Raw genomic sequence first — 24,917 nt, 5'->3', positions numbered from 1 at the left:
TGACCTGACCCGAACTGCGCCTCAGAAAGGCGCAGCGAAAGGGATATTTTATGGTTATGAAAGGGCTGACCCTGCGCGGGCTCGAAGTGTTCGAGGCGCTGGCGCGGACAGGATCGGTGGCGCAGGCTGCCGAGATCACAGGACTCAGCCAGCCCTCTGTATCGCAGCAATTGCGCAATCTGGAAAACGCCCTGGGGACCAATCTGGTCGATCACGGGCGCCGTCCAATGCGACTGACGCAGGCAGGCCGCAGCTTTCTGGCCCGGGCCGAGTCGGTACTGGCCGAGTTGCAGATGGCTCAAAGCGAGTTGGCTGTGATGGACTTGGGACATTTGACCACCCTGTCCATCGGGTTGATCGACGATTTCGACAATGACCTGACGCCGCGGCTGGCGACCCTGCTGGCCGACAGCCTGACCCGATCGAAATTCAAACTGCTAACCCTGCCCAGCCTGGATCTGTTCGAAGACTTGGAGGCCCAGCGCCTGCATCTGGTTGTGTCGGCCCATTCCGGCGAGGTGTTGGAGGGGGTGGTCGAGTACCCTCTGGTCCAAGACCCGTTCATTCTTGTGACACCCAAAGGGGTCGAAAACGCCGTACAGAAGCTGCCCTTTCTGCGTTATGCACGCGAGCAGCTTATCAGCCGCCAGATTGAGGCGCATCTGGCCAGGCAGCGGCTGGACTATGAAGAACGGTTCGAGATTGGCTCGCATCTGGCAATGATGGCGATGGTCGCGCGCGGGCTGGGATGGGCGATCACCACTCCGCTCGGCTATATGCGGGCTACCCGGTTTCACGACGCGCTCGAGGCGCACCCCGCGCCGTTCGGTGATTTCGCTCGCACGATTTCCCTGTTCACACGTACCGACTGGTCCGATCAGGTTCCTCAAGAGGTCGCGGGCATGATGCGCCGCCTGATGCGCAATCAGATCGTCGATCCGGCGCTCGCGCAATTGCCGTGGCTGACCGACCGCCTAAAAGTGATGGGCTAGACCTGCAGATACGCGTCAAGCCCCGCCACGGCTTCCTCGATCAGGTCCAGCGCCCCGTCAAAATCCCGCGTATAATAAGGATCGGGCACATGATCGGCCCCGGTCTGAGGCGCGAAATCGGTCAGCAGGCGAACCGAGGTCTCGTTCCCAATAGGCCGCAAGGCTTCGATGTTCGAGATGTTCTCGGCGTCCATGCCGATGATCAAGTCGAACCGATCAAAATCCTCAGTAACGAATTGCCGCGCCCGCAGGTCACTCAGATCGATACCCCGCGCCTGCGCGGCCGCCTGCATCGGTCCATAAGGCGGTTCACCGACATGCCAGCCCGAGGTTCCGGCACTGTCGGTCACGTGTTGTGGCGCACGTGCACGAAACGCGCCCTCGGCGGCGGGGGAACGGCAGATATTGCCCAGACAGACAAAGAGGATACGGTGGGTCATGGGCAAGGTGTAGCGCGTGAGGCAAAGATGGAAAAGATCGTGATTCTGACGGGGGCCGGAATATCCGCTGAAAGCGGGCTGGGCACGTTCCGCGACGAAGACGGCCTGTGGGCGCAACATCGGATCGAGGATGTCGCCACGCCCGAGGGCTTTGCCCGTGATCCGGCACTGGTTCATGCATTCTACAACGCCCGCCGGGTACAGGCGGCCAAGGCGCAACCCAACGCGGCGCACACGGCGTTGGCCCGCCTGCAACAGGGCTTTCGCGGTGATGTGGTGATTGTCACCCAAAACGTTGATGACCTACACGAGGCAGGTGGCGCACAAGGCGTAATACACATGCACGGCACGCTGGCTGGGGCACTTTGCGCAGCCTGTGATCACCGTTGGACCGCTCCCCCAGAAATGATGGTCGGCGAATCCTGCCCAGCCTGCAATGCGCCCACGGCGAGACCGGATGTGGTCTGGTTCGGAGAGATGCCGTATGACATGGACACAATCTACGACCATCTGGCCAGCGCGACCCTGTTCGCGGCGATCGGCACCTCAGGTCAGGTCTATCCTGCCGCCGCGTTTGTGCACGAAGCCCGCATGTCCGGCGCGCTAACGGTCGAACTGAACCTTGACCCGTCAGACGGGGCTTCCAGTTTTGTTGAGGTCATCCTCGGTCCCGCATCGGAAACCGTTCCCCGATGGGTCGAGGGACTGCTGACGCAGCCTTGACCGCAATTCCCGCAGACAGCACCGGATTTTCCTGTTTATAATAAAGGCCTAACACGCCGGGAGAGTATCATGACAGACCCCCAACATCCACGCGAAGAAATCCTGGACGACAACAGCCTCGAGGGCCGCGACGCATTGGGGGATCAACTGGCGGATCTGTGGTGGACCTTTCTGCTGCGTGGAATTCTGGCCGGGGCGCTGGGCATTGCAGCGCTGTTCTGGCCGACAGGCAGTATTTCACTGTTGTTGCGACTTCTCGGCCTGTTGCTGGTGCTCGACGGCGGCCTGACGTTGTTGGGCTTCGGTCGACGCGGATTGATCGGTGGCGTTGGCATCGGGGCTCTGCTCATCGGGCTGGTGCTGCTGATCTGGCCAGAGGGCGTAGCCCGGCTGACCTTCTTCCTGCTGGGCGCATGGGCGCTGATCATGGGGGTCGGCTCTCTGATGGCGTGGCGACAGATGTCGGATCAGCACCCAGATGCCGCTTCGGTCCGTAATTCGGGGATCGCGGCGCTAGTGATCGGGCTGGTTCTGATCTTCTGGCCCGGCAGCGGCATGGTGGCCTTGGGATGGGCGATTGCCTTCGGGGCGCTGGCCTTCTCGGCCGTCATGTTCTGGCTGACCGCCCGTTTCAAACGCGCCCATGACCGCGTGGCCATGAAAGTGGTCAACCGCTGAACCACCCTCTCCAACGCAAACAGGCCGGGCAAAGCCCGACCTGACGCATGGATGACGGCCGCAACGCGGCCTGAAGACAAGCGTGTCCTCAGTGCGAATGCGACCCGTGACCGCCCTTGTCCTGACGCTCAAGATCGACGGGAACCTCGATCTCGACCTCGCCCGCGTTTTCAAAGATCAGGGTAACAGGAACCATCGCCCCTTGCTCGAACGGAGCGGTCAGCCCCATGAACATCACATGATCACCACCACGTTTCAGCATATGGGTTTCTCCTGCCGGGATGACAAAGCCTTCCTCGACGTGGACCATCTTGGCCACACCGCTGTCATCGACCTGATGGGTATGCAGCTCGACACGCGCGGCGGCATCCGATTCCACGCCGATCAGACGGTCATCGGCTTCACCGGTGTTTTGGATCATCATGAACGCCGCTCCGGCCTTGGCCGATTTTCCAGACGACCGGGCATAGGCGTCATCAACAGCAATCGTATCTTGCGCAAACGCAGTCGTGGCCAGGGTTACAGCAGCCAATGTGGCGAACAGTTTGGATTTGAGGGACATCGCGCCTCTCCTTACATGGATAATTGATAGGAATGGAAAAGTTCTCAGTTCAGAACCGGAGGCGCGCGTGCCGGCCTGTAAGGCACCGGAAGGGCAATAAGGTTGTCCGCCTTGCGCAGGGGCACAGGTCGTGCCGCCTCTGGTGCCATAGGCAACTCGGGTGCCGGAACGTTAATCGCACCCAAGAGGGTCAACGCGTAGTCAGGACAGAAATGTGGCGGATGAGTCGGCTGGCCTTCGGCGTCCATGTAGACCACCACCGGGCCCGAGCCGGTGCACAACACCATTTGCCCGACCGCTCTGTCCATTCCACGCGACGCAGCTACGCCCTGCCCCGTCAACATGACAAGCAGAGATAGCACCAATGGCAGGAAACTGTTCAGAACGGTCTTCATCCTGCGCCAGATATAAGCCCGGCTCAAAGCGGGCTTCAAGCGCAATCGGATACGCCTGAAGTCCGCCAGGATGGGTACGCTGTCAGCCGTCCACGCCGGGACGTTTGACAGACCCTTTGGTCAGGCTCGTATGCAACCTGTTCACCTGTCGTTGCATCCGAAAGCATGTCCCAAACGTTTTGCCAAAATAGGCAGCCAACAGGGAGAGGTAATCAGATAGCTTGAAAGACATGAGATAGAACTCCGCCAGATGAATATGACTAAACATAAAACAGGCAGAGCCAAGTGTATGTGAACAATGTCACCAACGAAGGATTTTTAATTCCAATCTAGGAACAGACCACGAAAGAAAAGACCCTGCGCCTTGCGGCACAGGGTCGAATTTTTTGCAGATAAAAAAGGGCTTAGGCCGCGGCTTGTGCCTTGGCGATTTCCTTTTTCACTTTCAGAGCGTTTGCCGACAGCTCTTCGTCCTTGGCTTTGGCCAGGAACGCGTCCAGACCACCGCGGTGGTCAACCGAACGCAGAGCAGCAGCCGAGATGCGCAGCTTGACGCCACGGCCCAGAGTTTCGGACTGTAGGGTAACGTCGTTCAGGTTCGGCAGAAAACGACGACGAGTTCTGTTTTTGGCGTGGCTGACATTGTTGCCAGTCATCGGGCCTTTTCCGGTCAGTTCGCAACGGCGCGACATGGTTTCTTCCTTTGTTTCTGGAGGCCGGGCATAACGCCCTCGGCCAAATCACAAGGGGCGCAACCCGAAGTCGCGCCCGAAAACTGGTTGGATGCGTGTAGTGGGAATCGCCGGAAGGGTCAAGACGGATCACGCGAATTCTTTACACCGACGTCACGGACCGGTTTGGTTGGCGCCCATAACAGCGGTTTATTGTTTTTTCGGTGCCGCTCTACAAGGCGCACCTGCTGCCGTCCACGCGGGATAAGGCGCGCAGGCGTTAGTGTAAGGCGCTTTTCGATCAACTCAGGAAAAATCTCAAAAATCTCACGCCTTGCCTCGGCGCCAAGCGATTTCATGGCCTCAGCGCCGGTGAACAGGCTTTCGGTTGGGGCGTTTTCGGCGAAAATCACCTGATGGCGGTCAAACAGTAGGTGAAAATACTCGACCCCTGCCACGGTTTCATCAACGAAAATTCCCGGCAAGGCAGTCAATTTGATCGCTGGTACAAGCACTTCGGACGTGCCGAACATGCGTTCTGCGATCTTTGATTGGACCAGCATCCTGTGCTGATGTGAGACCAGCAGATCCCGCCGGGGCAGCCCGTTGCCCAGCGCACCGGCCAGTATGCGCACCGGCCAAAGGCGCGAATTATCCAGCAACGCTGCCCGATCGAACGATCGATGGCCGATCCATCGGATGGGATTCAGCCCATCCTCTAGGGTAGAGATCATATCCCCGATGCTCAGCGCCTGAATCGGGCGTTGCCCGGTCTGTGTCATAATAACTGTATCGCGTGTAAAACAAGGAACGCCTGAGCCGTTTTCGAACGCCGAATACGTAACCACGATGCCAGACGGCAGGGTAAACGTGCCGCTGGACACCGAATAACCGACGCCGTCCTCGACCGTGATGGTACCGAAGACGTTGTCATTAATCACCGTGCCTACCGGCAGGTTCAGCGTGTCTGTTCCGCCGCCACCGCGAATATCGTCGTCGACGGACGTACTGCTGAAATTCAGGGTATCGTCGCCACCGCCCAGCCGAATGGACCCGACGGTCGAACCACTGACATCAACGGTATCGGCATCCGCCCCGGATGCAATGCGACCACCCACTGTGCTGCTAGTAACGGTTATGCTGTCGCTGCCGCCATTGCCGATCACATTGTCGGCGATGGTGCTGTCCGTGACGGTGATGTCGTCATCGCCACCGCGCCCGCGAATATTGTCAATCGGAGACCCTTGCGGAGCCCCGTTCAGGGTTCCGCTATCACCAGTGACCTCAATATCGTCGTCGTTGTTCGTCCCAAATATTCGGGGCATTAGGGCAGGTCCAATGCTTCAAGGGCATCAGAATACCATGTTTCCCCGCCAACGTCAGCGAATAGCACAATTTTTGGTGGAATTACGCACATCGCCCGGCCCGGCGGAATCCCTAACGGGCGATCAGTGAGGACAGCATAGTCTCTGCCGCGGCCGAGGGGCTGAGACCGCCCGCCCGTACTTGCGCGCCCAGATGCTCCATATCGCTCCGGGCCTGCACGGTGGACAGTTGCGCCAGAAGGGCGGCGCGCACCTCCTGTTCGAACCAGTATTGCGCCTGCGCCGCCCGGTTCGCGTCCCAATGGCCGCTATCCCGGCGTGATTGAGAAAGGGATTGCATCTCGGTCCACGCGCCCTCCAACCCGTGTTCTTCAACCGCCGAAACCGTCATCGCCTTGGGGAACCCTTCCGGATCCTGCGGGCGCTTGCGCAAAAGGCGCAGGGCGCCGGCATAATCGGCGCAGGTTCGGGTGGCGGTGGCCTTCAGGTCTCCGTCCGCCTTGTTGACCAGAATCATGTCGGCCATTTCCATGATGCCGCGTTTGACACCCTGCAGCTCGTCGCCACCCGCCGGGGCCAGTAGCAACAAGAACAGGTCCGACATTTCTGAAACTACGGTTTCAGACTGGCCCACTCCTACGGTTTCAATTAGGACGACATCAAAGGCCGCCGCTTCGCACAAGGCAATTGCTTCGCGTGTGCGGCGCGCAACACCGCCCAGATGCGATTGGCTGGGCGACGGGCGGATAAAGGCGTTTCTCTCACGGCTCAGACGCTCCATCCGGGTTTTGTCGCCCAAAATCGACCCCCCCGACCGGGTCGAGCTGGGGTCAACCGCCAGAACTGCCACCCGCAACCCTTGCCCGATCAGCATCATGCCGAAGCTCTCGATAAAGGTGGATTTACCCACCCCCGGCGTTCCCGACAGACCGATGCGCAAAGATTGCCGCTGGGGCTTTCCGACATGGGCCAGCAACTCGGTCGCCTGCGCTCGGTGATCGTCGCGGCCACTTTCGACCAGAGTAATCGCACGGGCCAGCGCGCGGCGCTCGCCATTCAAAATCCTGTCACCCAGCTCAGCGGTGTTCATGCGTGTCCCCTACCCGATTTTCGCCTTGATGGCGTAGCGGAACGGGGTTTGTCCAGTGCCAAGCACCGTGAGAATTGCCGCAGCGTGTCGGAACTGGACCTTGCCGGGCGGTTGGCTGATAAAGCCCAAATGACACGCCTGCCCATTGACGACGCCATTCCTGACCTGCTTGCCGCCCTCAAAGCCTCGGGCCGGGCCGTTCTGCAAGCGCCTCCAGGTGCTGGCAAGACGACGCGAGTGCCTCTGGCGATGCTTGAGGCGGGTATTTGCGAGGGCAAGATCGTGATGCTGGAACCACGCCGACTGGCCGCACGCGCTGCTGCCGAACGGATGGCGGAAACGTTGGGCCAGCGGGCGGGTGAAACGGTTGGTTATCGCGTGCGCGGTGACGCCAAGGTTTCGAAATCCACGCGGATTGAGGTGGTTACCGAGGGTATCCTGACAAGGATGCTCCAATCCGATCCCGACCTGCCCGGCGTCGGTGCGGTGATCTTTGACGAATTCCACGAACGGTCCCTGAACGCAGATCTTGGGCTGGCATTGTGTCTGGAGGTCACAGGAGCACTGCGGGACGATCTGATCCTGTTGGCCATGTCCGCGACACTGGACGCGGAACCCGTAGGGCGACTGATGGAGGCGCCGCTGGTCACTTCAGAGGGGCGCAGCTATCCGGTCGAAACCCGCTGGCTGGACCGGCCCTTAGGTGCGCAGGCCAGACGGCTGGACGCCCTGGTCGATCTGGTTGTTCAGGCCGAGCGAGACACGCGCGCAACCGGCGGCGGCGTGTTGGTATTCCTACCTGGCGAGGGCGAAATTCGGCGGGCCGAGGCCGCCCTGTCCGGGCGCTTGCCCGGCAATTGCGTGACCCGCCCCCTGTTCGGCGCGATGCCCTTTTCCGCCCAGCGCGCGGCGATTACCCCGGTTAAAGAAGGGCGCAAAGTGGTCTTCGCTACGTCGATTGCCGAAACCTCTCTGACCATTCCCGATATCCGCGTAGTGGTCGATATGGGCCAAGCGCGGCGGGCGCGGTTCGATCCGGGCTCGGGCATGTCGCAGTTGGTGACCGAGCGTGTGACACGCGCCGAGGCCACCCAGCGCGCAGGCCGCGCCGGACGTGTGGCCGAAGGGGTCTGCTATCGGCTGTGGTCCAAGGGCGAAGAAGGCGCTCTGACCGCCTACCCCCCGGCCGAGATTGAAGCGGCGGACCTGACCGGACTCGCGTTGGAGCTGGCTTTATGGGGCGCCGAGCCTGGGGATCTGGCCTTTCTAACACCGCCGCCTGAAGGCACCATGGCTGAGGCAAAGGCACTGCTAACCATGCTGGGCGCGCTGGATGTCAAAGGGCGGATCACTGAACACGGGCGTGCACTGGCCGCGCTGCCTTTACATCCGCGTCTGGGGCATATGCTGGTACGCGCCGGACCTGACGCCGCGCCGTTGGCCGCGCTGATGGCCGAACGCGATCCTCTTAAAGGGGCAACGGTGGACCTGCTGCTGCGGTTGGAAGCTTTGCGCGACATGCGCGCGTTTCAGCGCAACCGAGTCTGGCAAGTCAATGCGGGCGCCGTGGAGCGGATCAAGGCCGAAACCAAGCGGTTGCGCCAAAAGGGCAAGCGCACTGATCTAAGCCCAGCCTCAATGGCTGCTTTGGCCTATACCGACCGGATCGGACAACGTCGTAAGGGCGATGTGCCACGCTATGTCCTGTCGGGCGGCAAAGGCGTAGTGCTGGACGCTGGCGACACACTGGCCGCTGCTCCCTATCTGGTGGTCACAGATACCGACGGCAACCCGCGTGAGGCGCGCGTGCGCATGGCGGCCCAGATCTCGGAACGCGAAATCCGCGACCTGTTCACGGACCAGATCGAGTGGGTTGACAGTTGCGAGTGGTCGAAACGCGACCGGAGGGTGGTGGCTCGCCAACAAGAGCGGTTTGGCTCGATCACTCTGAGCGACCGCATCTGGAAGAATGTCCCTGACGACGCGGTGGCCCGAGCCATGCTGGACGGTGTACGCGATCTGGGCCTAAAGCTGGACGGCGCTGCAGCCCGCCTTGCCGCCCGGGTTGAACTGGTGCGGACTGAAGGTGCTGACCTGCCCGATTTCAGCATCGTTGGGCTTACGGGATCCCTTGAAGATTGGCTTTTGCCGATGCTCTCAAACGTGCGAAATGCAGAGGAGTGGAAGCGGTTTGATCTGCTTCCGGCCCTACGCGCCCGGTTGGACTGGAACCAGACACAAGAGCTGGATCGCCGCGCGCCGGGATCGTTTGAAACGCCGCTGGGGCGCAAAGTGCCGATTGATTACAGCGGCGCCGTGCCTGAAATATCGGTACGTCTGCAAGAATTGTTCGGTATCACCCGCCATCCCGTTGTCGGAGGCGAAGCATTGAAGATCACCCTGCTATCTCCGGCACAGCGCCCGATCCAAATCACCCGCGACCTGCCCGGTTTCTGGGCCGGATCCTATGCGGACGTCCGCAAGGACATGCGCGCGCAATACCCTAAGCACCCCTGGCCCGAGGATCCGACCCAGGCTGATCCCACACTGCGCGCTAAACGGCGTGGGCAAAATCGCGATTGATCTTTTCTTCAGGTTTTTCGATCAAACATCTTTGCGAGCAAAGGGGACACGCCGGCTTTCATAAAAGGTTCATTGAAGCTGCGCCTTTGTGTTGCTATATCTCTGCGGCTTAACAGTAACGCGCGTGTAGTTGATCAACTCATGACAAAATGGTTGCGAAATATTTGGGAGGAGGTCGCACGACCTATTTTCCTGCGCCCCAAGCGGGTGCAGTTCGCTGCGCTGTGCACACGTGAAACTGAGACCGGACCTGAAGTTCTGCTGATCACCAGCCGCGACACAGGACGTTGGATCATTCCCAAAGGCTGGCCGATGAACGGCAAGGACGGCGCTGAAACCGCCCTGCAGGAGGCCTGGGAAGAGGCTGGCGTACGCGCGCCAGTTCCCGCCAAAGACCCGATTGGCCATTTTACCTATGACAAAATTCTAAAAGACGGCTCGGCCCTGCCGGTTCTGACCAGCGTCTATCGGATCGTGGTGCGGGATCTTGCAGATGATTTCCCCGAAGCCCGGGAACGCACCCGAGATTGGGTAACTCCCGCAGTAGCCGCCGAACGTGTAAATGAGCCGGAACTGCGCGACATACTGCTCCAATTGTAACAGTTTCCCAAAAATTTGATGACAAAGCGGTTGCCCGCGCGGGTGAAACCGTCTAGCCGCGTGTGTCAATTCAAATAAGCCGCAAAATCCCATGTCAAACATGACTACTAAAACCCGTTGGCAGGCGCTGGACAGCGACCTGCACCGCATCTCGCGTGTCGAAAACGCGAATGTCCACGTCGCTCGCCCCATGCTGGCACCCGGCATCGCACTGGCCTTTATAGCGTTGGCCGGCTTGTCTGCGGCCGTGTTTTTCGGACAGGCGGACGGCGGGCTTATTGTTGTCGCGGCTGCGGTTTTCGGGGCCTATATGGCCGTCAATATTGGTGCCAATGATGTGGCCAACAACATGGGCCCAGCGGTTGGCGCAAATGCTCTGACCATGGGCGGCGCGATCGTCATCGCAGCCATCGCCGAAAGTGCGGGCGCGCTGTTGGCGGGTGGCGATGTGGTCTCGACCATTTCAAAAGGGATCATCGACCCGGCCTCGGTTCAGAACAGCAACGTGTTTATCTGGGCAATGATGGCGGCGCTGATTTCATCGGCGATGTGGGTCAACCTTGCCACCTGGGTCGGCGCACCGGTTTCAACCACACACTCGGTCGTCGGAGGTGTGATGGGCGCGGGCATCGCTGCAGCGGGCCTGAGCGCCGTCAGCTGGGGCACGATGAGCGCTATCGCGGCAAGCTGGGTGATCTCTCCTGTTCTGGGCGGAGTCATCGCGGCGGGTTTCCTGGCGCTGATCAAAGCCAAAATCCAGTATCAGGACGACAAGATTGCTGCCGCCCGGCGATGGGTTCCGATCCTCGTGGCCGTTATGGCCGCGGCATTCGCCACATATCTGGCTGTCAAAGGTCTAAAGCGGATCGTGAAGATCGAGCTTGAGATCGCTTTGCTGATCGGTCTGGCTTCGGGCCTGCTGGCCTGGTCGGTGACAGTCCCTTGGGTGCGGCGCAAATCCGAAGGGTTGGAGAACCGAACGAAGTCACTAAAGACGCTGTTTGGCTTGCCGTTGGTGATCTCAGCCACATTCCTCAGCTTTGCCCATGGCGCCAATGACGTGGCGAATGCGGTTGGTCCGCTGGCAGCGATCGTGCACGCGGCGGAATTCGGCGATTTCGCTTCGAAAGTGGCGATCCCAAGCTGGGTGATGGTGATCGGTGCCTTTGGGATTTCCTTTGGTCTGTTCCTGTTCGGTCCCAAGCTGATCCGTATGGTGGGTAGTCAGATCACCAAACTGAACCCGATGCGCGCCTTCTGTGTGGCGTTGTCGGCTGCGATTACAGTAATCGTGGCCAGCTGGCTTGGTCTGCCGGTTAGCTCCACCCACATTGCCGTAGGTGCGGTGTTCGGAGTTGGGTTCTACCGCGAGTGGCACTCGGACCGCCGCTGGAAACAATCGAACCTCCAGCGTCCCGCCGAACAGCGCTTGGCCCGCGAAGAACACCAGCGTCGCAAGCTGGTGCGTCGGTCGCATTTCATGACCATCGTGGCAGCCTGGGTGATTACCGTTCCTGCTGCGGCGGCGATGTCGGCGGCGATTTTCGTGTTCCTGACGGCCTTTGTCTGACCGCGACTATGGTCTGATCTGATCCGGCGACAGTGCGGTTTTCGGTGCTTGTTCGATCAGCGCCCGCACTTTGGTGCAGATTGGGGTTGCCACTCCAAACTGCACGCCAAGGCAGATAATTTCACCTTGCAGGCTGTCGATCTCGGTCGGGCGGTCTGCCATCAGATCATAGGCCATTGAGGTTCGCGCACTGGGATCAATCGTCAGCAAACGCGCGGCGATCCGGGTAAACACCGGCGTCGGCAGGCGCAGAATGTGCGGCGTCATCCACGCCGGCAGAGGTGTGGTCGAGGCCACCGGGTGACCTGCTGCCTTAAGAACTGCCAAGGCTTCAGTCATCTGATCGGCCATCAGCCGCCGCCAGTTGCGATCCAGCAGTTGCTCTTTCAGCGTCAGACCAGACAGCGCATTCAGCGCGTTGTTGAGGTTGATCAACAACTTACCCCATTGCACGGCGTCGATGTCATCGCTTTCGATCACCGGCAGATCGGGGCTGCTGAGCCTTTGGCCCAAGGCACCGGGGCCGCTTTGAATGACAATCTCGCCCGAAGTTGCCCGATGAAAACAAGCCGGTTCAGTCGGCACTACGTTAAAAGGCACCATCCCGGCCCGCACATCGTGATCCGGCAGGGCCTCACGCAGTGTGCCTGCGTTTTCCATCCCATTCTGCCAGGAAAGAACCGGGGCAGACGTCTGCGTGAACTGGGCAATTCGGGCCGCCATTTCAGCCGTTGCACCGGTCTTGACGGTCACGATCACCACTTCTGCTGCAGCCAGACAGCTTGCATCCTCGGTCAGAGTCACATTCTGCGCTGCCACATGACAATTCAAGCCCGAGAAATCGGTAACCGTCAGACCCATGTCCCGGATTGGGTCTAGAATGCGTGGTCGGCCCAGCAGGGCCACGTCATGGCCGGAATTGGCCAGCAACGCCCCGCAATAGCATCCGATACTGCCCGCGCCTGCGATCACAATCTTCATGGTGCGCCTCCCCGGCGGGAAGGATCGCCGGGATCAAAGTGCCGGGCAAGCCCCCCTGACGTTTGGTCAGCGGGCCAGTCTTGGCCGGGTTCGCTCCAACTCTTCAGAGATCGGAATGAACTCCTGATCATCCCCCGGAGGCAGGTGAAATGCGCCATTCGCCCAATCGGCGGTTTTCCATTCACGGGTGGCGGTCTCGATCTTCTCCTTCGAGGACGACACGAAATTCCACCAGATGTAACGGTCCTCGTTCAGTGTCGCACCACCCAACAGCATCAGCCGTGCCCCCAATGGCCCGGCCTTGACCGACAGATGATCCCCCGGGCGGAACACCATCATGCGACCCTCTTCGAACGTGTCACCGGCAATTTCGACCGAACCCTGCGTGACATAAACACCCCGATCCTCGTGATCATCCGGCAGGGGAAACGCGGCGCCCGGTTCAAGCTGAACGTCCAGGTAAAAAGTTTCGGACAGCATCGTAACCGGGCTGGTTTCACCATAGGCTGAGCCGAGGATCAGGCGGGCGCTGACCCCTTGGTCCTGAATATGCGGCAGGGCGGTTTGTTTGTGATGCTCGAAATCCGGGGCCATATCCTCATGCGCCTCGGGCAGAGCGATCCAAGTCTGGATGCCGAACAGACTGTGTTTTTGCGCACGCGTTTCCGCGCTGGTACGTTCAGAATGCGTAACACCACGCCCGGCCACCATCCAATTGACCTCGCCGGGGTAGATCATCTGATGGGTCCCCAAGCTATCTCGATGTTCGAATTCACCCTGATATAGATAGGTGACCGTGCCCAGACCGATATGCGGATGCGGGCGCACGTCGATGCCGCCTTCGGTGATGAACTCGGCGGGACCCATCTGATCAAAGAAGATGAACGGCCCGACAAGTTGGCGTTTGATCGAAGGCAGCGCGCGGCGCACTTCGAACCCGCCCAGATCGCGAGCACGCGGGATGATCAAGGTTTCCAGCGCCGTGCTTTCCGACAGGCATTCGGGGGTGTGGGTCGGGTTCCAACTCATTCCAGCTCTCCTGTGATCAGGGTATTAAGGTTCACAAAAGAAGGATATAGGGCGAATTTTTGCAATAAAAATTGCAAATTCGCACAGACAGGGTGCAGGCATTTTCGCGATGCCTACGGCCACAGCTGTGGGAAGAACGGCCCGTCGATGCGATCCCCTTCACGGTAGCCAGCCGCCTCGAACTGCGCGCGCTCATCTTTTGCCCAATCGCCGCGATACCGGATGGTCCCGTCGGGCGCCGTCATTCGCAGGGTAAAGCGTCGGACCGTTTCGCTGGGCGTGACCGAGGACAGACCACCATGTAGCGTACGCATGTCGAAAAAAATGCAGTCGCCCAACTGCATATCCCACTGCAGCAGATCATAGGCGTCCGGGTCAGCGTTGACATCGGGCGGCGGATGATAGGTCAGGCCGGCCACCTCGGTCGGTTCATAGCTAGGATGTCCGTCCGCAAACCGCACCCGCATGAACAGCTTGTCCCACAGGTGCGAGCCTCTGACGAAGGCGATTCCGTTTTCCTTGCTGACAGGCTCCAGCGGCAGCCAGAGCACGCACATCGTGCCTTCGAAATCGAAATAGGACAGGTCCTGATGGAACGGTGGGCGTGAGGTCGACCCGGCCTCGCGCAGGAACCAGTTGTCCATGACAAGGTTGATCGAAGGTGCGCCAAGCAGTTGCCCGGCCAGCGCGGCGCAAGGGGAATTGTGCACAAAATCAGTGAATTGAGGGATTTTTTTCCAGGCCCAGTAGTCCTCGAAATAGGCCGGGGCGCTGGGGTCTTTGGTGTGGCGAGTGAAGTTGTCTGTTGGGTCGGCAAGGTCCGCATCAATTCCTGCGCGCAGCAACGACAGCCAATGGCCCGAAAACTTCGAGCGCAGGACCACGGCCCCGTCGCGTTTAAAGGCGGCGATTTCGTCAGGTGACACTGCTTGCATTTTGTCCATTGGGCGCCCTTTCGGATCGGTAGCGCAAGGATGGCACCACCGTTTGCTTGCGGTCAAAGAAATTCGCGCTGAACGATCACAGGCCCGTGAAGGTCGCCTCGGAATTTGCGTGAACCGTGCTATCTTTGCGCAGTGGCGCGTTGCGATCCTATTGGAAGACACCTTGCAGGAGGTCCCGACATGACGAAGACAGGCTTTTCCCGCCGTTCCATGATTGCCATCGGCGGTGCTGTTTTGGCAACCGGCACAACTGGATTGCTGCTGCCCGCACGTGCAGCTGGGCTGTCCCCGACACCGTCCATGCGCGGAGGATCCAACAACTATCGCCCAGGCGCACCCGTCGTTGATCGGATCGGAGGTGGCGGATTCTGGATGACCGGTACCGTACGCCGCGCGGGTGACGGAGCGCCCCTTCCCGGCCAGCGCATCCAGATCTGGGCGCACACGACCGAAGGCCATGAACGCGACCCGCAGAGCCACGGCGCAACTCTGACCGATGCGAACGGAGAATTTCGGCTCGAGATGCCACAGATCGTACCTGCGTTCGGCCAACCCCATGGCCATCTGGCCTATGACAGTGGTGAGTTTGAGACAGTATTCCTGCGCCCGATCATGGCAAGTTCAAAGGACAAGACCCTAGCCGCACACTTCGTCCTGCAACCCCTCTGACCATTCGTGACCCGTGCCTTGCTGATCTGGACGGTTCTTGCCCTCGTCCTGACGGTCCCGTTGATCGCGGCAGTGAACAGCCCGTTTCTGGCTTGGCGCGATCCAGTCTACATCATCGCAGGGTTTGCGGGCGTTTTCGGTATGGGTTTGCTGCTGCTCCAGCCACTTCTGGCCGGTCGTTACCTGCCTGGGCTTTCTCCGCTGACCAGCCGTAGATGGCACCGGTGGGTTGGCATCACTCTGATCGCGGCCATCCTGATCCATGTCGGCGGCTTATGGATTACCAGCCCACCCGACGTTGTGGACGCTTTGCTGTTCGTCTCACCCACTCCGTTCTCGGCTTGGGGCGTAGTTGCAATGTGGGCGGCATTTGGGGCCGCCCTTTTAGGCGTATACCGGCAACGGCTCGGGCTTCGGTTCAGAGTATGGAGGCTAAGTCATACGGGACTGGCCGCTGTAACCATCATCGGTAGCGTGGTGCACGCAATGCTGATCGAAGGCACGATGGAAGTTATGACCAAAACCGCCCTGTGCACGTTGGTCGTATTGGCGAGCATTCGGACGCTCGCCAAACTGCGTGTTTGGGATGTAGGCAGGCGTTAAACGCCCAGACACCAGCGCATGACAGCCTTTTGCGCGTGCAGGCGGTTCTCGGCCTCATCAAAGATCACCGAGTTCGGGCCGTCCATGACCTCAGACGTTGCCTCTTCCTCTCGGTGCGCGGGCAGGCAGTGCATGAACAGCGCGTCGGGCTTGGCGTGGGACATCAACTCGGTGTTGACCTGATACGGGCGCAGCAGGTTGTGGCGGCGCTCCTTAGCCGACTGAGAATCGTGCATCGAGACCCAGGTGTCAGCAACAACCAGATCAGCGCCTTCAACGGCCTTGTACGGGTCCCGCTCAACTACGATTTTCGAGCCTTTCTGGCGTGCAAATCCCATGAATTCCTCTTCGGGATCAAATTGGGCCGGGCCGGTGAAGGTCAGATCGAATCCGAACTGGCCAGCGGCGTGCAGGAACGAGGCGCAGACATTGTTGCCATCGCCGGTCCAGACAACCTTTTTGCCCGCGATAGGGCCGCGATGCTCCTCAAACGTCAGCACGTCGGCCATGATCTGGCAGGGGTGGGTGCGGTCCGTCAGGCCGTTTATTACCGGCACGTCGGAATATTCGGCCATCTCGGTCAGGATGGTTTCATCAAAAGTCCGGATCATGATCATGTCGACATAGCGCGACAGCACGCGCGCGGTGTCCGCGATCGTCTCACCATGGCCCAACTGCATGTCTTTGCCCGAGAGCACCATCGTCTGGCCGCCCATCTGACGCACGCCCACATCAAAGGACACGCGGGTCCGGGTCGAGGGTTTTTCGAATATCAACGCAACCATGCGGTCCTTGAGCGGCTGTTCGTCGTCCAGTGCTGCCTTGGGCTGGCCCGAACGGGCCTGCTTCATCGCGGTGGCTTGATTGATCATCGCCCGCAGATCGTCTGCGTCTGTTTTGTGGATATCGAGAAAATGGTTCATTTCGTTTCGCTTTTGGCTGTCGGTCGGCGGGGGTCAGCCCCCACACCCCGGAATAATTGGGAAAAGATGAAGATCAGGCGGTCGCAAGCGCGCCTTCGACCTGCGCGGCGGCCTTGTCGAGGCGGATCATGGCCTGGGCAATGTCATCCTCGGTCAGGGTCAGCGGCGGCAGCAGGCGGATCACGTTGTCCGCAGCGGGAACAGTGATGACCTCGTTGTCATAACCCGCATTCACAACATCCGTGTTGGTCGCCTTGCATTTGATGCCCAGCATCAGCCCAGAGCCGCGCACGTCTTCAAACACCTCCGGGTGATCGGCAACCAAACCCTCCAGCTTTTGGCGCAGCAGGCCGGCCTTGCGGTTTACCCCTTCCAGAAAAGCGGGGGTGGCGACCTGATCGATCACCGCACAGCCGACGGCGCAGCCCAGAGGGTTGCCGCCATAGGTAGAGCCATGGGTACCCGCCGTCATGCCGCTTGCTGCGTCTTCGGTGGCCAGTACAGCGCCCAGAGGGAAGCCGCCGCCGATGCCTTTGGCAACCATCATGATATCCGGCGTAACTCCCGCCCATTCATGCGCGAACAGCTTACCGGTCCGACCGACGCCGCACTGCACCTCATCAAGGATCAACAGCAAGCCGTTTTCGTCGCAGATCTGGCGCAGGGCCTTCATCTCAGCGTCTGGTACCGGGCGGATACCACCTTCGCCTTGCACCGGCTCAATCATGATGGCAGCCGTCTTGTCGGTGATCGCATCGGTGACTCCATCGAGGTCTCCGAACGTGACATGCACAAAACCCGGCAGCAGCGGGCCGAAACCCTTGGTCATCTTCTCGGACCCAGCCGCCGCGATACCGGCCGAGGACCTGCCGTGGAACGAGCCGCTGAAGGTGATGATCTCAACCTTCTCAGGCTGGTCTTTGTCATAGAAATACTTGCGGGCCATCTTCACGGCCAGCTCGCAGGATTCCGTACCCGAGTTGGTGAAGAACACCGTGTCGGCAAAAGTATGTTCGACCAGCTTATCCGCCAGCGCCTGCTGTTGCGGGATGTTGTACAGGTTCGAGACATGCCACAGCGCGTGCGCCTGTTCCGTCAATGCATTGACCAGTGCGGGGTGCGCATGGCCCAGCGCGTTCACCGCAATCCCGGCGCCGAGGTCCAGAAAACGTCGGCCGTCCGCCTCGGTCAGCCAAGCGCCTTCGCCCTTCACAAAGGTCAGGGGCGCACGATTATAGGTCGGCAGAACGGACGGGATCATCGGATCATCCTTTTCGATATGTTGAGCCCCGTGAGTGATACACGAAGGCAGTGTTCGTCAACAGATTTGGTGGGGTTTGCGCGGATTTACAGCGCGCAATAGATCAAACAGGCCGGTTACGCGGCAATGCGTCGGCGTCGGAGTCGCAGGATATGTGCGTGTTTGATCATGTCGCGCCGTATAGCGGGGCGCGGGCGTTGTGAAAACCCTGAAAATCACGACCTCCGAAATTTCGTTCTGAGACGAATGTTTCTTGCTTGCTATTTTCACGATGCTGGCCCACCGCTAGGGGCATGACACCCGCGCGCCAGAACCCTGCCCTTGCGGCTTTGCTGATCGTGACCGCCAGCGCATTCATCGCGGGCACGACGCTGCTGGCCAAAGCACTGGGGACGGATACGCTGGGCCCCGCGCTGCATCCGATGCAGATCAGCCACGGGCGGTTTCTGTTTGCGTTTCTGGTGATTGTTAGCGCGGTGGGCATTCTGCGCCCAAAACTGCGTCGCCCGCATTGGGGACTACATATTGGACGGACCAGTTTCGGGTGGGTCGGGATCACGCTGATGTTCGCCTCGGTCGCGTTCATCCCGATTGCGGACGCCACGGCAATCTCATTCCTAAACCCGGTCTTCGCAATGGTGCTGGCCGTCCCGTTGCTGAAAGAGGGGGTAGGCCCCTGGCGCTGGCTGGCTGCGGCTGTGGCACTGACCGGAGCCTTGATCTTACTGCGACCGACGCCTGCCAGTTTTCAGCCCGCAGCGCTGCTTGCACTGTCAGCGGCGGCGGTGATTGGGATGGAGCTGATTTTCATCAAGAAACTCTCGGGCCGAGAAATTCCGATCCAGATCCTGCTGGTCAATAACGCGATGGGGCTTACGATTGCCTCGGTAGCGGTCAGTTTCGTGTTTCAGATGCCAACGCCTGCGCAATGGGCGGCACTGGCGGGTATTGGCGTGCTGATGGCCTGCGCTCAGGCCTGTTTTGTCAACGGCATGGCCCGCGCGGATGCGTCCTTTGTCGCGCCCATCAGCTATGCAACGCTGATTTTCGCCGCCCTGTACGACTTTGCAGTGTTCGACGTGATCCCGGATGTTGTGAGTCAGATCGGTTCAGCCATCATCCTGACAGGTGGGCTGATCCTGGTCTGGCGCGAAACACGGCAGCGTCAGGCCTTGAGCCGGTAACCCGTCCGCAGCATCTGCCAGGTGATCGCGCCAACCACCAGCGTAGCACTGGTGCACACGACCATTCCTAACCACGGAGAGCTGTCGGACACTCCGATCATCCCAAAGCGCAAGCCATCTATAAGGTAGAATACCGGGTTCAGGTGGCTCAGCTTGTTCAGCAGCGGCGGCAGCGCCTCGACCGAGTAGAACGTGCCCGACAGAAAGGCGAGCGGCGTGACGATGAAGTTGGTAATCGCCGCCATCTGGTCGAACTTGTTTGCGAAGATACCGGCAAACAGGCCCAACGCACCCATGAAGGCCCCACCGAGGATGACAAAAACCAGCGTGATCAACAGGTTTTGCGGCGCAATCGACAGAAAGACCAGGAACGCAGTCGCGACGACAAAGGCGATCAACACGCCCCGGATAATGCCGCCAGCCAGATAGCCCAGCAGAACTTCCAGAGGCGAAAGTGGCGGCATAAGCGTGTCGACAATGTTTCCCTGAATCTTGGCGATGATGATCGAAGACGACGTATTGGCAAATGAATTCTGGATAACTGTCATCATCATGATGCCCGGTGCCAGAAAGACCAGAAACGGAACCCCCATTACGTCGGGTCGCCCTGGTCCAATGGCGATGGTGAAGATCAGCAGGAACAATCCTGCGGTCACCAAAGGCGCCAGCAAGGTCTGCGTCCAGACGGCCAAGAACCGCAGCGTTTCGCGTTTGGCCAGCGTGTAGAGGCCCATCCAGTTGACCGCACCAAACCGGCGCGCGTCCTGATCAATAAGATTCTGCATGTCTGCCCCATAGCTGATTCGAAGACCGCTTGTAACTCGGCCCGCAGTGATTAAAATAGGGGGCTGAGACGAATTCCCAAGGCGGCCCGAATCCGGGGCCGCTTTCCGCTTTTGAAAGGCAACCGATGTCCTGGACTGACGAGCGCGTAGAACTTCTGAAGAAAATGTGGGGCGAAGGCCAGTCGGCCAGCCAGATCGCCAAGGAACTGGGCGGTGTAACCCGCAACGCCGTGATCGGCAAAGTGCACCGTCTGGGCCTGTCGAACCGCGCAACCGGTGCAACGCCTGCCAAGGCCGAGCCCAAGGAAAAACCGGCACCCGCGCCCAAGGCCGAGGCCAAGCCGAAGCCCGCACCCAAAACCGAACCGGCGCGTCCCGCCCCTGCCCCCGCGGCAGAGGCGAAACCCGCCGTACCTGCACGCCGCCAGATCATCCCGGCAGGTCAGCCGCTGCCGCCGCAGCCCTCGGCCAACGAGATCAGTCCCGAGGCACTGGCCAAGGTCAACGAGATCGAAAAGAAGGCCAAGAAGCTGACGCTGATGGAACTGACCGAGAAGACCTGCAAATGGCCTGTGGGTGACCCCGCGACCGAGGATTTCTGGTTCTGCGGCCTGCCCGTAGAAGCCGGTAAGCCCTATTGCGAGGCGCATGTCGGCGTAGCCTTCCAGCCCATGAGCTCGCGCCGCGACCGCCGCCGGTAAGCTTGATCTAACAAATAGGCTGGCCGCTCGCCCAATGGCGGGCGGTCAATCCTAACACTCCGCTTTCTTTACAAGAGTTTTTCAGATTCAGTTCAGATTGAATCCCAAATACCTTTTCTGCGGGTACGCTGCCCTGATCCTTTTGGCCTATTTCCAGCCTTTGGATCGAAATGTTGTCGAGCCGAACTATTCCTTCGGAACTTTCGAATTTTGGATAAAGGCCATGTATCTTGTGGTCTGGATTGCGCCTGCGGTGCCTTTGATCCTTTCAGCCATGACCCTCATGGGTTTGCGCGGGATTCCCACATTTCTCGCCCATACCCTTTTCGCCGTCACACTTCTTCTTGGAGTTTTCTTCACAATAGCCTCTGGCGTACTTTCTCTGTTTTCCACCACTCAACTGCTCCATGGCCTTACCCTGACAATGGCATTGGGGTTCGGGTTCCTCATCTGGTCGAGAAAAGATGGAAAAGTACGTCCATCACGTTTTGCAAAGCTGGGAATAGCGGTGTCGGTTATCGCAGCGCTGTGGTCATTGCTGACCGTTCCGATGATCCTAATTCAAACACGTGTGATCGCGGGTGGTTCGCCCTATTGCATCGCCGAACATGCAGAAAACTCTCCGATCGAAACCCTGCACCAACTACGTGGGTTTTCATTCTACACAACAGAGACCGGCTACAAATCGACTTCCGAATGGTACTTTCACGGTCTGCTGTTTGTCGATGATACCGACGAAGAACGTATCTACAATTGGTCCCCGAGACGATGGCGCTTCGATCTGGTCGAGCGTCCGGATGCACTGATCAAACAAGTCACAAACGTCTGCGTCCCAAGCTGACCTTCTACTGCGCCGGATGCGAGGGCAAATCCGGCATCGGCACCCAGCCCGGCAATTCATCCGGTGCGACCGAGACATGCAGGCGTTCTGACGGATCGCGACCAATCTTGCGGTGCTTGCGCAGCAGGAAAATCTTGCCCCACCCGCGCCAGGTGCCGACCGACGGCGCGGTTGTCGCGGTCGGAAACCGGTCGCGCCAGCCGTCGGGCAGCGGCAACCCGTGCAACTCGGCCTTGTCCAACATCCAGATCAGAGAAATGTTGCTAAGCGGTCGTGCGTCTTCGAACCCGTTCAGCTGGCCGCCGACATCGCCGTGGGTGCCGCGAAACCAGACCTGTTCGACATGACCGTCGAAGTCAGAGGTACACTCCCATAGAACCGGTTCATAAACCTCACGCGTCTCGTCCAGCGCCATGGCATGATAGCCGTGCCGGGTGGCAGGCCCAAGCTGATGGTTGTGGAACGCGTGCTTTTCCTCAGCCCGGCGCCACAGCAACGGCAGACGCAAGCCCAGCGCCTTGACCGTGTCCCAAACGCCAATCATTTCGATGGCGATTTCATCATGACAGAACTTGCGGCGGAAATCCCGGGCTGCGGTGCCTTCGGGATTGCATTCATAGTGGCGGTAAGCCTGTTTGATGTTGCGCACGGTGGCGTGCTCGGCCTTGAGCAGGCCAATCATGTCGATCACGCCCGCAAGGCTGCGCACACCGTAGGCCCCGCGCGAGTAACCGATAAAGAAAATCCGGTCACCGGGTTTGTAGCGCGACGCCAGATAGCCATAGGCGCGGCGGATTTGGCGGTTGATCCCCCGCCCCATCATCACATCCAGCGAAGTTTTCCAGCTTTCCCACTGAACCCCTGCTTCGTAGAATACCGAGACCTTGCCACCCATCTCCTGACATAGGCGGAATGCCTGACCGGCATGGGTCTCAAATCCCGGTTCCAGCGTCGACATGGTACCATCGAGGATGATGACATGGCTGACAGGCTCGCGATGAGGCGTCTCGGCCGAGTGCTCGGATCGCAGAGGCCGTCCGAGCCATCCCAGTACCTTTCTACTCAGCCGCGACAGAACCATGCGTCAACAATTCCCATACTCTGTTGGGTGTGAAAGGCATATCCGCCTGCCGCACCCCGTGATCCCAAAGCGCGTCCTGAACCGCGTTTGCCACAGCGGCCAGCGCGCCCACGGTGCCGGCCTCTCCGCAGCCTTTCATCCCCATCGGGTTGGAAGTTGACGGAACCGGCGCCGAGGTAAACTTAATCATGGGTATCTCGGCCGCGCGGGGCAAGGCGTAGTCCATCAACGAAGCCGTGAGCAGTTGCCCTTGCGCATCATGCACAACATGCTCTGTCAAGGCTTGTCCAATGCCCTGAACCACACCGCCATGCACCTGCCCTTCGGCCAGCATCGGGTTGATTAGGTTACCAAAATCATCAACGACTGTATAGTTGTCCACCCATGTTTCACCGGTGAAGGAGTCGATAACGATTTCGGCAACATGCGCGCCGTTGGGATAGCTTCGGGCATCCAGGTTGGCGCGTGCTTCGTGCTGCAACAAATCGGTGCGACCATCGGCGCGGGCCATCTCGGCCGCCTCGGTCAGGGTGGGCGTCAGGTTTGACCCCGGCGCGCGGAATGTTTCGTGATCAAAGCTCACGTCAGCCTCCTCAACGCCCATCTTATCGGCAAGGTAAGGCGTGAATGCGGCAGTCATGACGTCGATTGTTGCCAGCGTCGCGGTACTTTGCACAGTGACAGAACGTGACCCACCTGTGCCGCCACCGTGAGGCAGCTGGTCGCTGTCGCCCTGAATGACGATGATCCGGTCCATGGGAATGCCGGTTTGATCTGACAGAAACTGGGTATAGGCCGTCTCATGCCCCTGCCCGTTTGACTGGGTTCCGACATAGAGGTTCACGGTCCCATCCTCACAAAATTCGATCTTTGCGTTTTCAGACGGGTCACCCAGAATGCTCTCGATATAGTAACACAACCCCTGCCCCCGGATCAGGCCACGTTCGGCATCGGCCGCCTTACGATCAGCAAACCCCTGCGTCTGTTCACCTACTCGGTTCAGGACCATGTTGAAGTCGCCGACGTCATAAGTTTCGCCGGTCGCAGAGGTGTAGGGAAACTTCTCGGGTCGGATGAAATTCTTCCGCCGCAGCTCCCACGGATCCACGCCCAGCTCACGTGCTGCTCGGTCCATCAAACGTTCAAGCACATAGATGGCCTCGGGCCGTCCGGCACCACGATATGCATCAACTTGTGTGGTGTTGGTATAAAACCCCTCGACCCGCAGATAGGTGGTTTGGACATCATAAACCCCCATCAACACCTTGCTGAATAGGTTGGTCTGGATAGCCTGACCGAAATGGCTGTTATAGGCGCCCAGATTTACCTTGCTGTGGACGCGGTAAGCGGTAACCCGATGGTCCTCGTCAAACGCCAGTTCAGCCAGCGATGTCAGATCACGGCCATGATGGTCAGACAGCATCGCCTCGGACCGGTCAGACATCCAGTGGACGGGCTGACCCAACTTCATCGCGGCGACCGCGACGCAGAAGTATTCAGGATACGGCATCACTTTCATGCCAAAGCCACCGCCCACATCGGGGGTGGTGACACGGATCGCTTCAAGCTCCAGCTTCAGCTTTTGTGCCATTTGCGCTCGCATGGCCCAGACCCCCTGGCCTCCATAAGAAAACTGCAGTCGCCCATCGACCCAATGCGCCTGACAGCCGCGCGGCTCAAGTGAGGTGATGATCACCCGATTGTCCGCCACATTCAGCGAAACAGTATGGGCAGCCTGCTGAAACGCAGCCGCGGTCTCAGCCTCGTCCCCCAGCCCCCAGTCAAAGGCTCGGTTGTCCGGAGCCTCGGGGTGCAGCACTTCTCCTCCGGTGTGGACATCCAGCTTGGCGGGCAGATCGTCGATCTCCATCCAGATCATCTCAACCGCGTCGCGGGCCTGCATCGGGGTCTCGGCAATAACCACCGCCACTGGTTCACCGACAAACCGCACCCGATCCTTGGCCAGCATATGCCGATCCGGTGCCGCCGCCTTGGAGCCATCTCGGTTCTGAAGCGTCGCCGCATTCAACACGGTGTCTATCCCGGCCCCGGTCAGATCATCCAGCGCCATGACCAGCCGCACGCCGTCGGCCTCTCTTGCTGCGTCCAGATCCAGTGCAGTGATCTGGCCATGGGCAACTGGGCTGCGGAAAAACGCCGCATACAGCGCGTCACCCGGCACATCGTCATCCATGTAACGCCCCTGTCCGGTCAAAAAGCGCTGATCTTCGGTCCGCTTGACCGGCTGGCTTTTTCCGAACTTTTCCATTGCGTGCTCCTGTCGCT

Annotated in this window: 27 protein-coding genes and 1 tRNA gene; 10 read left to right on the top strand and 18 right to left on the bottom strand. The window is 59.7% G+C overall.

What is annotated here, in order from left to right; all coding sequences use genetic code 11:
- Positions 1–50 precede the first annotated feature (50 nt).
- Complete coding sequence (locus ACXAGD_RS04245; RefSeq protein ID WP_475208698.1) at positions 51–992, top strand: LysR family transcriptional regulator; 942 nt, start codon at positions 51–53, stop codon at positions 990–992.
- Here ACXAGD_RS04245 and ACXAGD_RS04240 read toward each other — a convergent pair.
- A complete protein-coding gene (locus tag ACXAGD_RS04240; protein WP_475208697.1) occupies positions 989–1,432 on the bottom strand; it encodes a low molecular weight protein-tyrosine-phosphatase in 444 nt (147 codons plus the stop codon). The genes ACXAGD_RS04245 and ACXAGD_RS04240 overlap by 4 nt on opposite strands.
- A gap of 27 nt (positions 1,433–1,459) precedes the next feature.
- On the opposite strand from ACXAGD_RS04240, the gene ACXAGD_RS04235 reads away from it, so the two are divergent.
- A complete protein-coding gene (locus tag ACXAGD_RS04235; RefSeq protein ID WP_475208696.1) occupies positions 1,460–2,155 on the top strand; it encodes an NAD-dependent deacylase in 696 nt (231 codons plus the stop codon).
- A 69-nt stretch (positions 2,156–2,224) separates the two neighbouring features.
- Entirely contained in the window at positions 2,225–2,833 is a 609-nt protein-coding gene (locus tag ACXAGD_RS04230; RefSeq protein WP_475208695.1) for an HdeD family acid-resistance protein, read from the top strand.
- Between the two features lie 88 nt (positions 2,834–2,921).
- Here the strand turns inward: ACXAGD_RS04230 and ACXAGD_RS04225 are convergent, their stop codons facing one another.
- From ACXAGD_RS04225 to meaB, 5 genes are all read right to left on the bottom strand, one after another.
- Positions 2,922–3,395: a copper chaperone PCu(A)C gene (locus tag ACXAGD_RS04225; RefSeq protein WP_475208694.1), complete on the bottom strand. Its 474-nt coding sequence runs from the start codon at positions 3,393–3,395 to the stop codon at positions 2,922–2,924.
- A 44-nt stretch (positions 3,396–3,439) separates the two neighbouring features.
- On the bottom strand, positions 3,440–3,790 hold the full coding sequence (locus ACXAGD_RS04220; RefSeq protein ID WP_475208692.1) for a hypothetical protein: 351 nt from the start codon (positions 3,788–3,790) through the stop codon (positions 3,440–3,442).
- 404 nt (positions 3,791–4,194) lie between these two features.
- Positions 4,195–4,482 (bottom strand): 50S ribosomal protein L28, encoded by a 288-nt coding sequence (rpmB, locus tag ACXAGD_RS04215; protein ID WP_085794823.1) that lies wholly within the window; start codon positions 4,480–4,482, stop codon positions 4,195–4,197.
- Between the two features lie 119 nt (positions 4,483–4,601).
- On the bottom strand, positions 4,602–5,786 hold the full coding sequence (locus ACXAGD_RS04210; RefSeq protein WP_475208691.1) for a Hint domain-containing protein: 1,185 nt from the start codon (positions 5,784–5,786) through the stop codon (positions 4,602–4,604).
- A gap of 112 nt (positions 5,787–5,898) precedes the next feature.
- A complete protein-coding gene (meaB, locus tag ACXAGD_RS04205) occupies positions 5,899–6,876 on the bottom strand; it encodes a methylmalonyl Co-A mutase-associated GTPase MeaB (RefSeq protein WP_475208689.1) in 978 nt (325 codons plus the stop codon).
- A gap of 129 nt (positions 6,877–7,005) precedes the next feature.
- Here meaB and hrpB point away from each other — a divergent pair, with 129 nt between their 5' ends.
- Together hrpB and ACXAGD_RS04195 are read left to right on the top strand one after the other, a co-directional pair.
- Positions 7,006–9,459 carry an ATP-dependent helicase HrpB gene (gene hrpB, locus ACXAGD_RS04200; RefSeq protein WP_475212488.1) on the top strand — a complete coding sequence of 818 codons (2,454 nt, stop codon included), beginning with the start codon at positions 7,006–7,008 and terminating at the stop codon, positions 9,457–9,459.
- Positions 9,460–9,600: 141 nt separating this feature from the next.
- The gene (locus ACXAGD_RS04195) at positions 9,601–10,059 is read left to right on the top strand and encodes an NUDIX hydrolase (protein WP_475208687.1); all 459 of its coding nucleotides are present in this window, start codon (positions 9,601–9,603) and stop codon (positions 10,057–10,059) included.
- A gap of 492 nt (positions 10,060–10,551) precedes the next feature.
- On the opposite strand, the gene ACXAGD_RS04190 is transcribed toward ACXAGD_RS04195, so the two are convergent.
- The 7 genes from ACXAGD_RS04190 to ACXAGD_RS04160 form a co-directional block, all read right to left on the bottom strand.
- Complete coding sequence (locus ACXAGD_RS04190; protein WP_475208686.1) at positions 10,552–10,779, bottom strand: hypothetical protein; 228 nt, start codon at positions 10,777–10,779, stop codon at positions 10,552–10,554.
- A gap of 42 nt (positions 10,780–10,821) precedes the next feature.
- Entirely contained in the window at positions 10,822–11,088 is a 267-nt protein-coding gene (locus tag ACXAGD_RS04185; protein ID WP_475208685.1) for a hypothetical protein, read from the bottom strand.
- Positions 11,081–11,437, bottom strand: a complete 357-nt coding sequence (locus ACXAGD_RS04180) for a hypothetical protein (RefSeq protein WP_475208683.1) — start codon at positions 11,435–11,437, stop codon at positions 11,081–11,083. The genes ACXAGD_RS04185 and ACXAGD_RS04180 overlap by 8 nt, the downstream gene beginning before the upstream one ends.
- Positions 11,438–11,443: 6 nt before the next feature.
- A tRNA-Arg gene (locus tag ACXAGD_RS04175) sits at positions 11,444–11,586 on the bottom strand.
- A gap of 49 nt (positions 11,587–11,635) precedes the next feature.
- The gene (locus tag ACXAGD_RS04170; protein ID WP_475208682.1) at positions 11,636–12,610 is read right to left on the bottom strand and encodes a 2-dehydropantoate 2-reductase; all 975 of its coding nucleotides are present in this window, start codon (positions 12,608–12,610) and stop codon (positions 11,636–11,638) included.
- 66 nt (positions 12,611–12,676) lie between these two features.
- Complete coding sequence (locus tag ACXAGD_RS04165) at positions 12,677–13,639, bottom strand: pirin family protein (protein WP_475208681.1); 963 nt, start codon at positions 13,637–13,639, stop codon at positions 12,677–12,679.
- Positions 13,640–13,752: 113 nt separating this feature from the next.
- Positions 13,753–14,574 carry a phytanoyl-CoA dioxygenase family protein gene (locus tag ACXAGD_RS04160; RefSeq protein ID WP_475212486.1) on the bottom strand — a complete coding sequence of 274 codons (822 nt, stop codon included), beginning with the start codon at positions 14,572–14,574 and terminating at the stop codon, positions 13,753–13,755.
- 189 nt (positions 14,575–14,763) lie between these two features.
- Between ACXAGD_RS04160 and ACXAGD_RS04155 the strand changes: the two genes are divergently transcribed.
- On the top strand, positions 14,764–15,252 hold the full coding sequence (locus ACXAGD_RS04155; RefSeq protein WP_475208680.1) for a twin-arginine translocation pathway signal: 489 nt from the start codon (positions 14,764–14,766) through the stop codon (positions 15,250–15,252).
- Positions 15,253–15,258: 6 nt separating this feature from the next.
- Positions 15,259–15,855: a ferric reductase-like transmembrane domain-containing protein gene (locus ACXAGD_RS04150; RefSeq protein WP_475208679.1), complete on the top strand. Its 597-nt coding sequence runs from the start codon at positions 15,259–15,261 to the stop codon at positions 15,853–15,855.
- Here the strand turns inward: ACXAGD_RS04150 and argF are convergent.
- Complete coding sequence (argF, locus tag ACXAGD_RS04145) at positions 15,852–16,778, bottom strand: ornithine carbamoyltransferase (protein WP_475208678.1); 927 nt, start codon at positions 16,776–16,778, stop codon at positions 15,852–15,854. The genes ACXAGD_RS04150 and argF overlap by 4 nt on opposite strands.
- A gap of 73 nt (positions 16,779–16,851) precedes the next feature.
- A complete protein-coding gene (locus ACXAGD_RS04140; protein WP_475208676.1) occupies positions 16,852–18,039 on the bottom strand; it encodes an acetylornithine transaminase in 1,188 nt (395 codons plus the stop codon).
- A 293-nt stretch (positions 18,040–18,332) separates the two neighbouring features.
- On the opposite strand from ACXAGD_RS04140, the gene ACXAGD_RS04135 reads away from it, so the two are divergent.
- Positions 18,333–19,223: a DMT family transporter gene (locus ACXAGD_RS04135; RefSeq protein ID WP_475208675.1), complete on the top strand. Its 891-nt coding sequence runs from the start codon at positions 18,333–18,335 to the stop codon at positions 19,221–19,223.
- Here ACXAGD_RS04135 and ACXAGD_RS04130 read toward each other — a convergent pair.
- Positions 19,205–20,008 carry an ABC transporter permease gene (locus ACXAGD_RS04130; protein ID WP_475208674.1) on the bottom strand — a complete coding sequence of 268 codons (804 nt, stop codon included), beginning with the start codon at positions 20,006–20,008 and terminating at the stop codon, positions 19,205–19,207. The two genes, ACXAGD_RS04135 and ACXAGD_RS04130, sit on opposite strands and share 19 nt — an antisense overlap.
- Positions 20,009–20,133: 125 nt before the next feature.
- Between ACXAGD_RS04130 and ACXAGD_RS04125 the strand changes: the two genes are divergently transcribed.
- Together ACXAGD_RS04125 and ACXAGD_RS04120 are read left to right on the top strand one after the other, a co-directional pair.
- On the top strand, positions 20,134–20,709 hold the full coding sequence (locus tag ACXAGD_RS04125) for a GcrA family cell cycle regulator (protein ID WP_170445228.1): 576 nt from the start codon (positions 20,134–20,136) through the stop codon (positions 20,707–20,709).
- 223 nt (positions 20,710–20,932) lie between these two features.
- Positions 20,933–21,550 carry a hypothetical protein gene (locus tag ACXAGD_RS04120; protein WP_475208671.1) on the top strand — a complete coding sequence of 206 codons (618 nt, stop codon included), beginning with the start codon at positions 20,933–20,935 and terminating at the stop codon, positions 21,548–21,550.
- Positions 21,551–21,554: 4 nt separating this feature from the next.
- Here ACXAGD_RS04120 and ACXAGD_RS04115 read toward each other — a convergent pair whose 3' ends face one another.
- The gene (locus tag ACXAGD_RS04115) at positions 21,555–22,631 is read right to left on the bottom strand and encodes a DUF2235 domain-containing protein (RefSeq protein WP_475208669.1); all 1,077 of its coding nucleotides are present in this window, start codon (positions 22,629–22,631) and stop codon (positions 21,555–21,557) included.
- Entirely contained in the window at positions 22,609–24,900 is a 2,292-nt protein-coding gene (locus tag ACXAGD_RS04110; RefSeq protein WP_475208668.1) for a xanthine dehydrogenase family protein molybdopterin-binding subunit, read from the bottom strand. The genes ACXAGD_RS04115 and ACXAGD_RS04110 overlap by 23 nt, the downstream gene beginning before the upstream one ends.
- Positions 24,901–24,917 lie beyond the last annotated feature (17 nt).

The sequence above is a fragment of the Ruegeria sp. ABF4_144 genome (assembly GCF_056160045.1).
This window is presented reverse-complemented; position numbering and strand designations above follow the sequence as displayed.

Bases quoted from the DNA above. Each gene is read 5' to 3' on its own strand.
- ACXAGD_RS04120 (WP_475208671.1), top strand. From the start codon at position 20,933: ATGTATCTTGTGGTCTGGATTGCGCCTGCGGTGCCTTTGATCCTTTCA.
- rpmB (WP_085794823.1), bottom strand. From the start codon at position 4,482: ATGTCGCGCCGTTGCGAACTGACCGGAAAAGGCCCGATGACTGGCAAC.
- ACXAGD_RS04245 (WP_475208698.1), top strand. From the start codon at position 51: ATGGTTATGAAAGGGCTGACCCTGCGCGGGCTCGAAGTGTTCGAGGCG.
- ACXAGD_RS04115 (WP_475208669.1), bottom strand. From the start codon at position 22,631: ATGGTTCTGTCGCGGCTGAGTAGAAAGGTACTGGGATGGCTCGGACGG.
- ACXAGD_RS04240 (WP_475208697.1), bottom strand. From the start codon at position 1,432: ATGACCCACCGTATCCTCTTTGTCTGTCTGGGCAATATCTGCCGTTCC.
- ACXAGD_RS04135 (WP_475208675.1), top strand. From the start codon at position 18,333: ATGACACCCGCGCGCCAGAACCCTGCCCTTGCGGCTTTGCTGATCGTG.
- ACXAGD_RS04195 (WP_475208687.1), top strand. From the start codon at position 9,601: ATGACAAAATGGTTGCGAAATATTTGGGAGGAGGTCGCACGACCTATT.
- ACXAGD_RS04225 (WP_475208694.1), bottom strand. From the start codon at position 3,395: ATGTCCCTCAAATCCAAACTGTTCGCCACATTGGCTGCTGTAACCCTG.
- ACXAGD_RS04220 (WP_475208692.1), bottom strand. From the start codon at position 3,790: ATGAAGACCGTTCTGAACAGTTTCCTGCCATTGGTGCTATCTCTGCTT.
- ACXAGD_RS04190 (WP_475208686.1), bottom strand. From the start codon at position 10,779: ATGACTCCGCCCAGAACAGGAGAGATCACCCAGCTTGCCGCGATAGCG.
- argF (WP_475208678.1), bottom strand. From the start codon at position 16,778: ATGAACCATTTTCTCGATATCCACAAAACAGACGCAGACGATCTGCGG.
- ACXAGD_RS04210 (WP_475208691.1), bottom strand. From the start codon at position 5,786: ATGCCCCGAATATTTGGGACGAACAACGACGACGATATTGAGGTCACT.
- ACXAGD_RS04160 (WP_475212486.1), bottom strand. From the start codon at position 14,574: ATGCAAGCAGTGTCACCTGACGAAATCGCCGCCTTTAAACGCGACGGG.
- ACXAGD_RS04140 (WP_475208676.1), bottom strand. From the start codon at position 18,039: ATGATCCCGTCCGTTCTGCCGACCTATAATCGTGCGCCCCTGACCTTT.
- ACXAGD_RS04130 (WP_475208674.1), bottom strand. From the start codon at position 20,008: ATGCAGAATCTTATTGATCAGGACGCGCGCCGGTTTGGTGCGGTCAAC.
- ACXAGD_RS04110 (WP_475208668.1), bottom strand. From the start codon at position 24,900: ATGGAAAAGTTCGGAAAAAGCCAGCCGGTCAAGCGGACCGAAGATCAG.
- ACXAGD_RS04170 (WP_475208682.1), bottom strand. From the start codon at position 12,610: ATGAAGATTGTGATCGCAGGCGCGGGCAGTATCGGATGCTATTGCGGG.
- meaB (WP_475208689.1), bottom strand. From the start codon at position 6,876: ATGAACACCGCTGAGCTGGGTGACAGGATTTTGAATGGCGAGCGCCGC.
- ACXAGD_RS04155 (WP_475208680.1), top strand. From the start codon at position 14,764: ATGACGAAGACAGGCTTTTCCCGCCGTTCCATGATTGCCATCGGCGGT.
- hrpB (WP_475212488.1), top strand. From the start codon at position 7,006: ATGACACGCCTGCCCATTGACGACGCCATTCCTGACCTGCTTGCCGCC.
- ACXAGD_RS04235 (WP_475208696.1), top strand. From the start codon at position 1,460: ATGGAAAAGATCGTGATTCTGACGGGGGCCGGAATATCCGCTGAAAGC.
- ACXAGD_RS04125 (WP_170445228.1), top strand. From the start codon at position 20,134: ATGTCCTGGACTGACGAGCGCGTAGAACTTCTGAAGAAAATGTGGGGC.
- ACXAGD_RS04165 (WP_475208681.1), bottom strand. From the start codon at position 13,639: ATGAGTTGGAACCCGACCCACACCCCCGAATGCCTGTCGGAAAGCACG.
- ACXAGD_RS04230 (WP_475208695.1), top strand. From the start codon at position 2,225: ATGACAGACCCCCAACATCCACGCGAAGAAATCCTGGACGACAACAGC.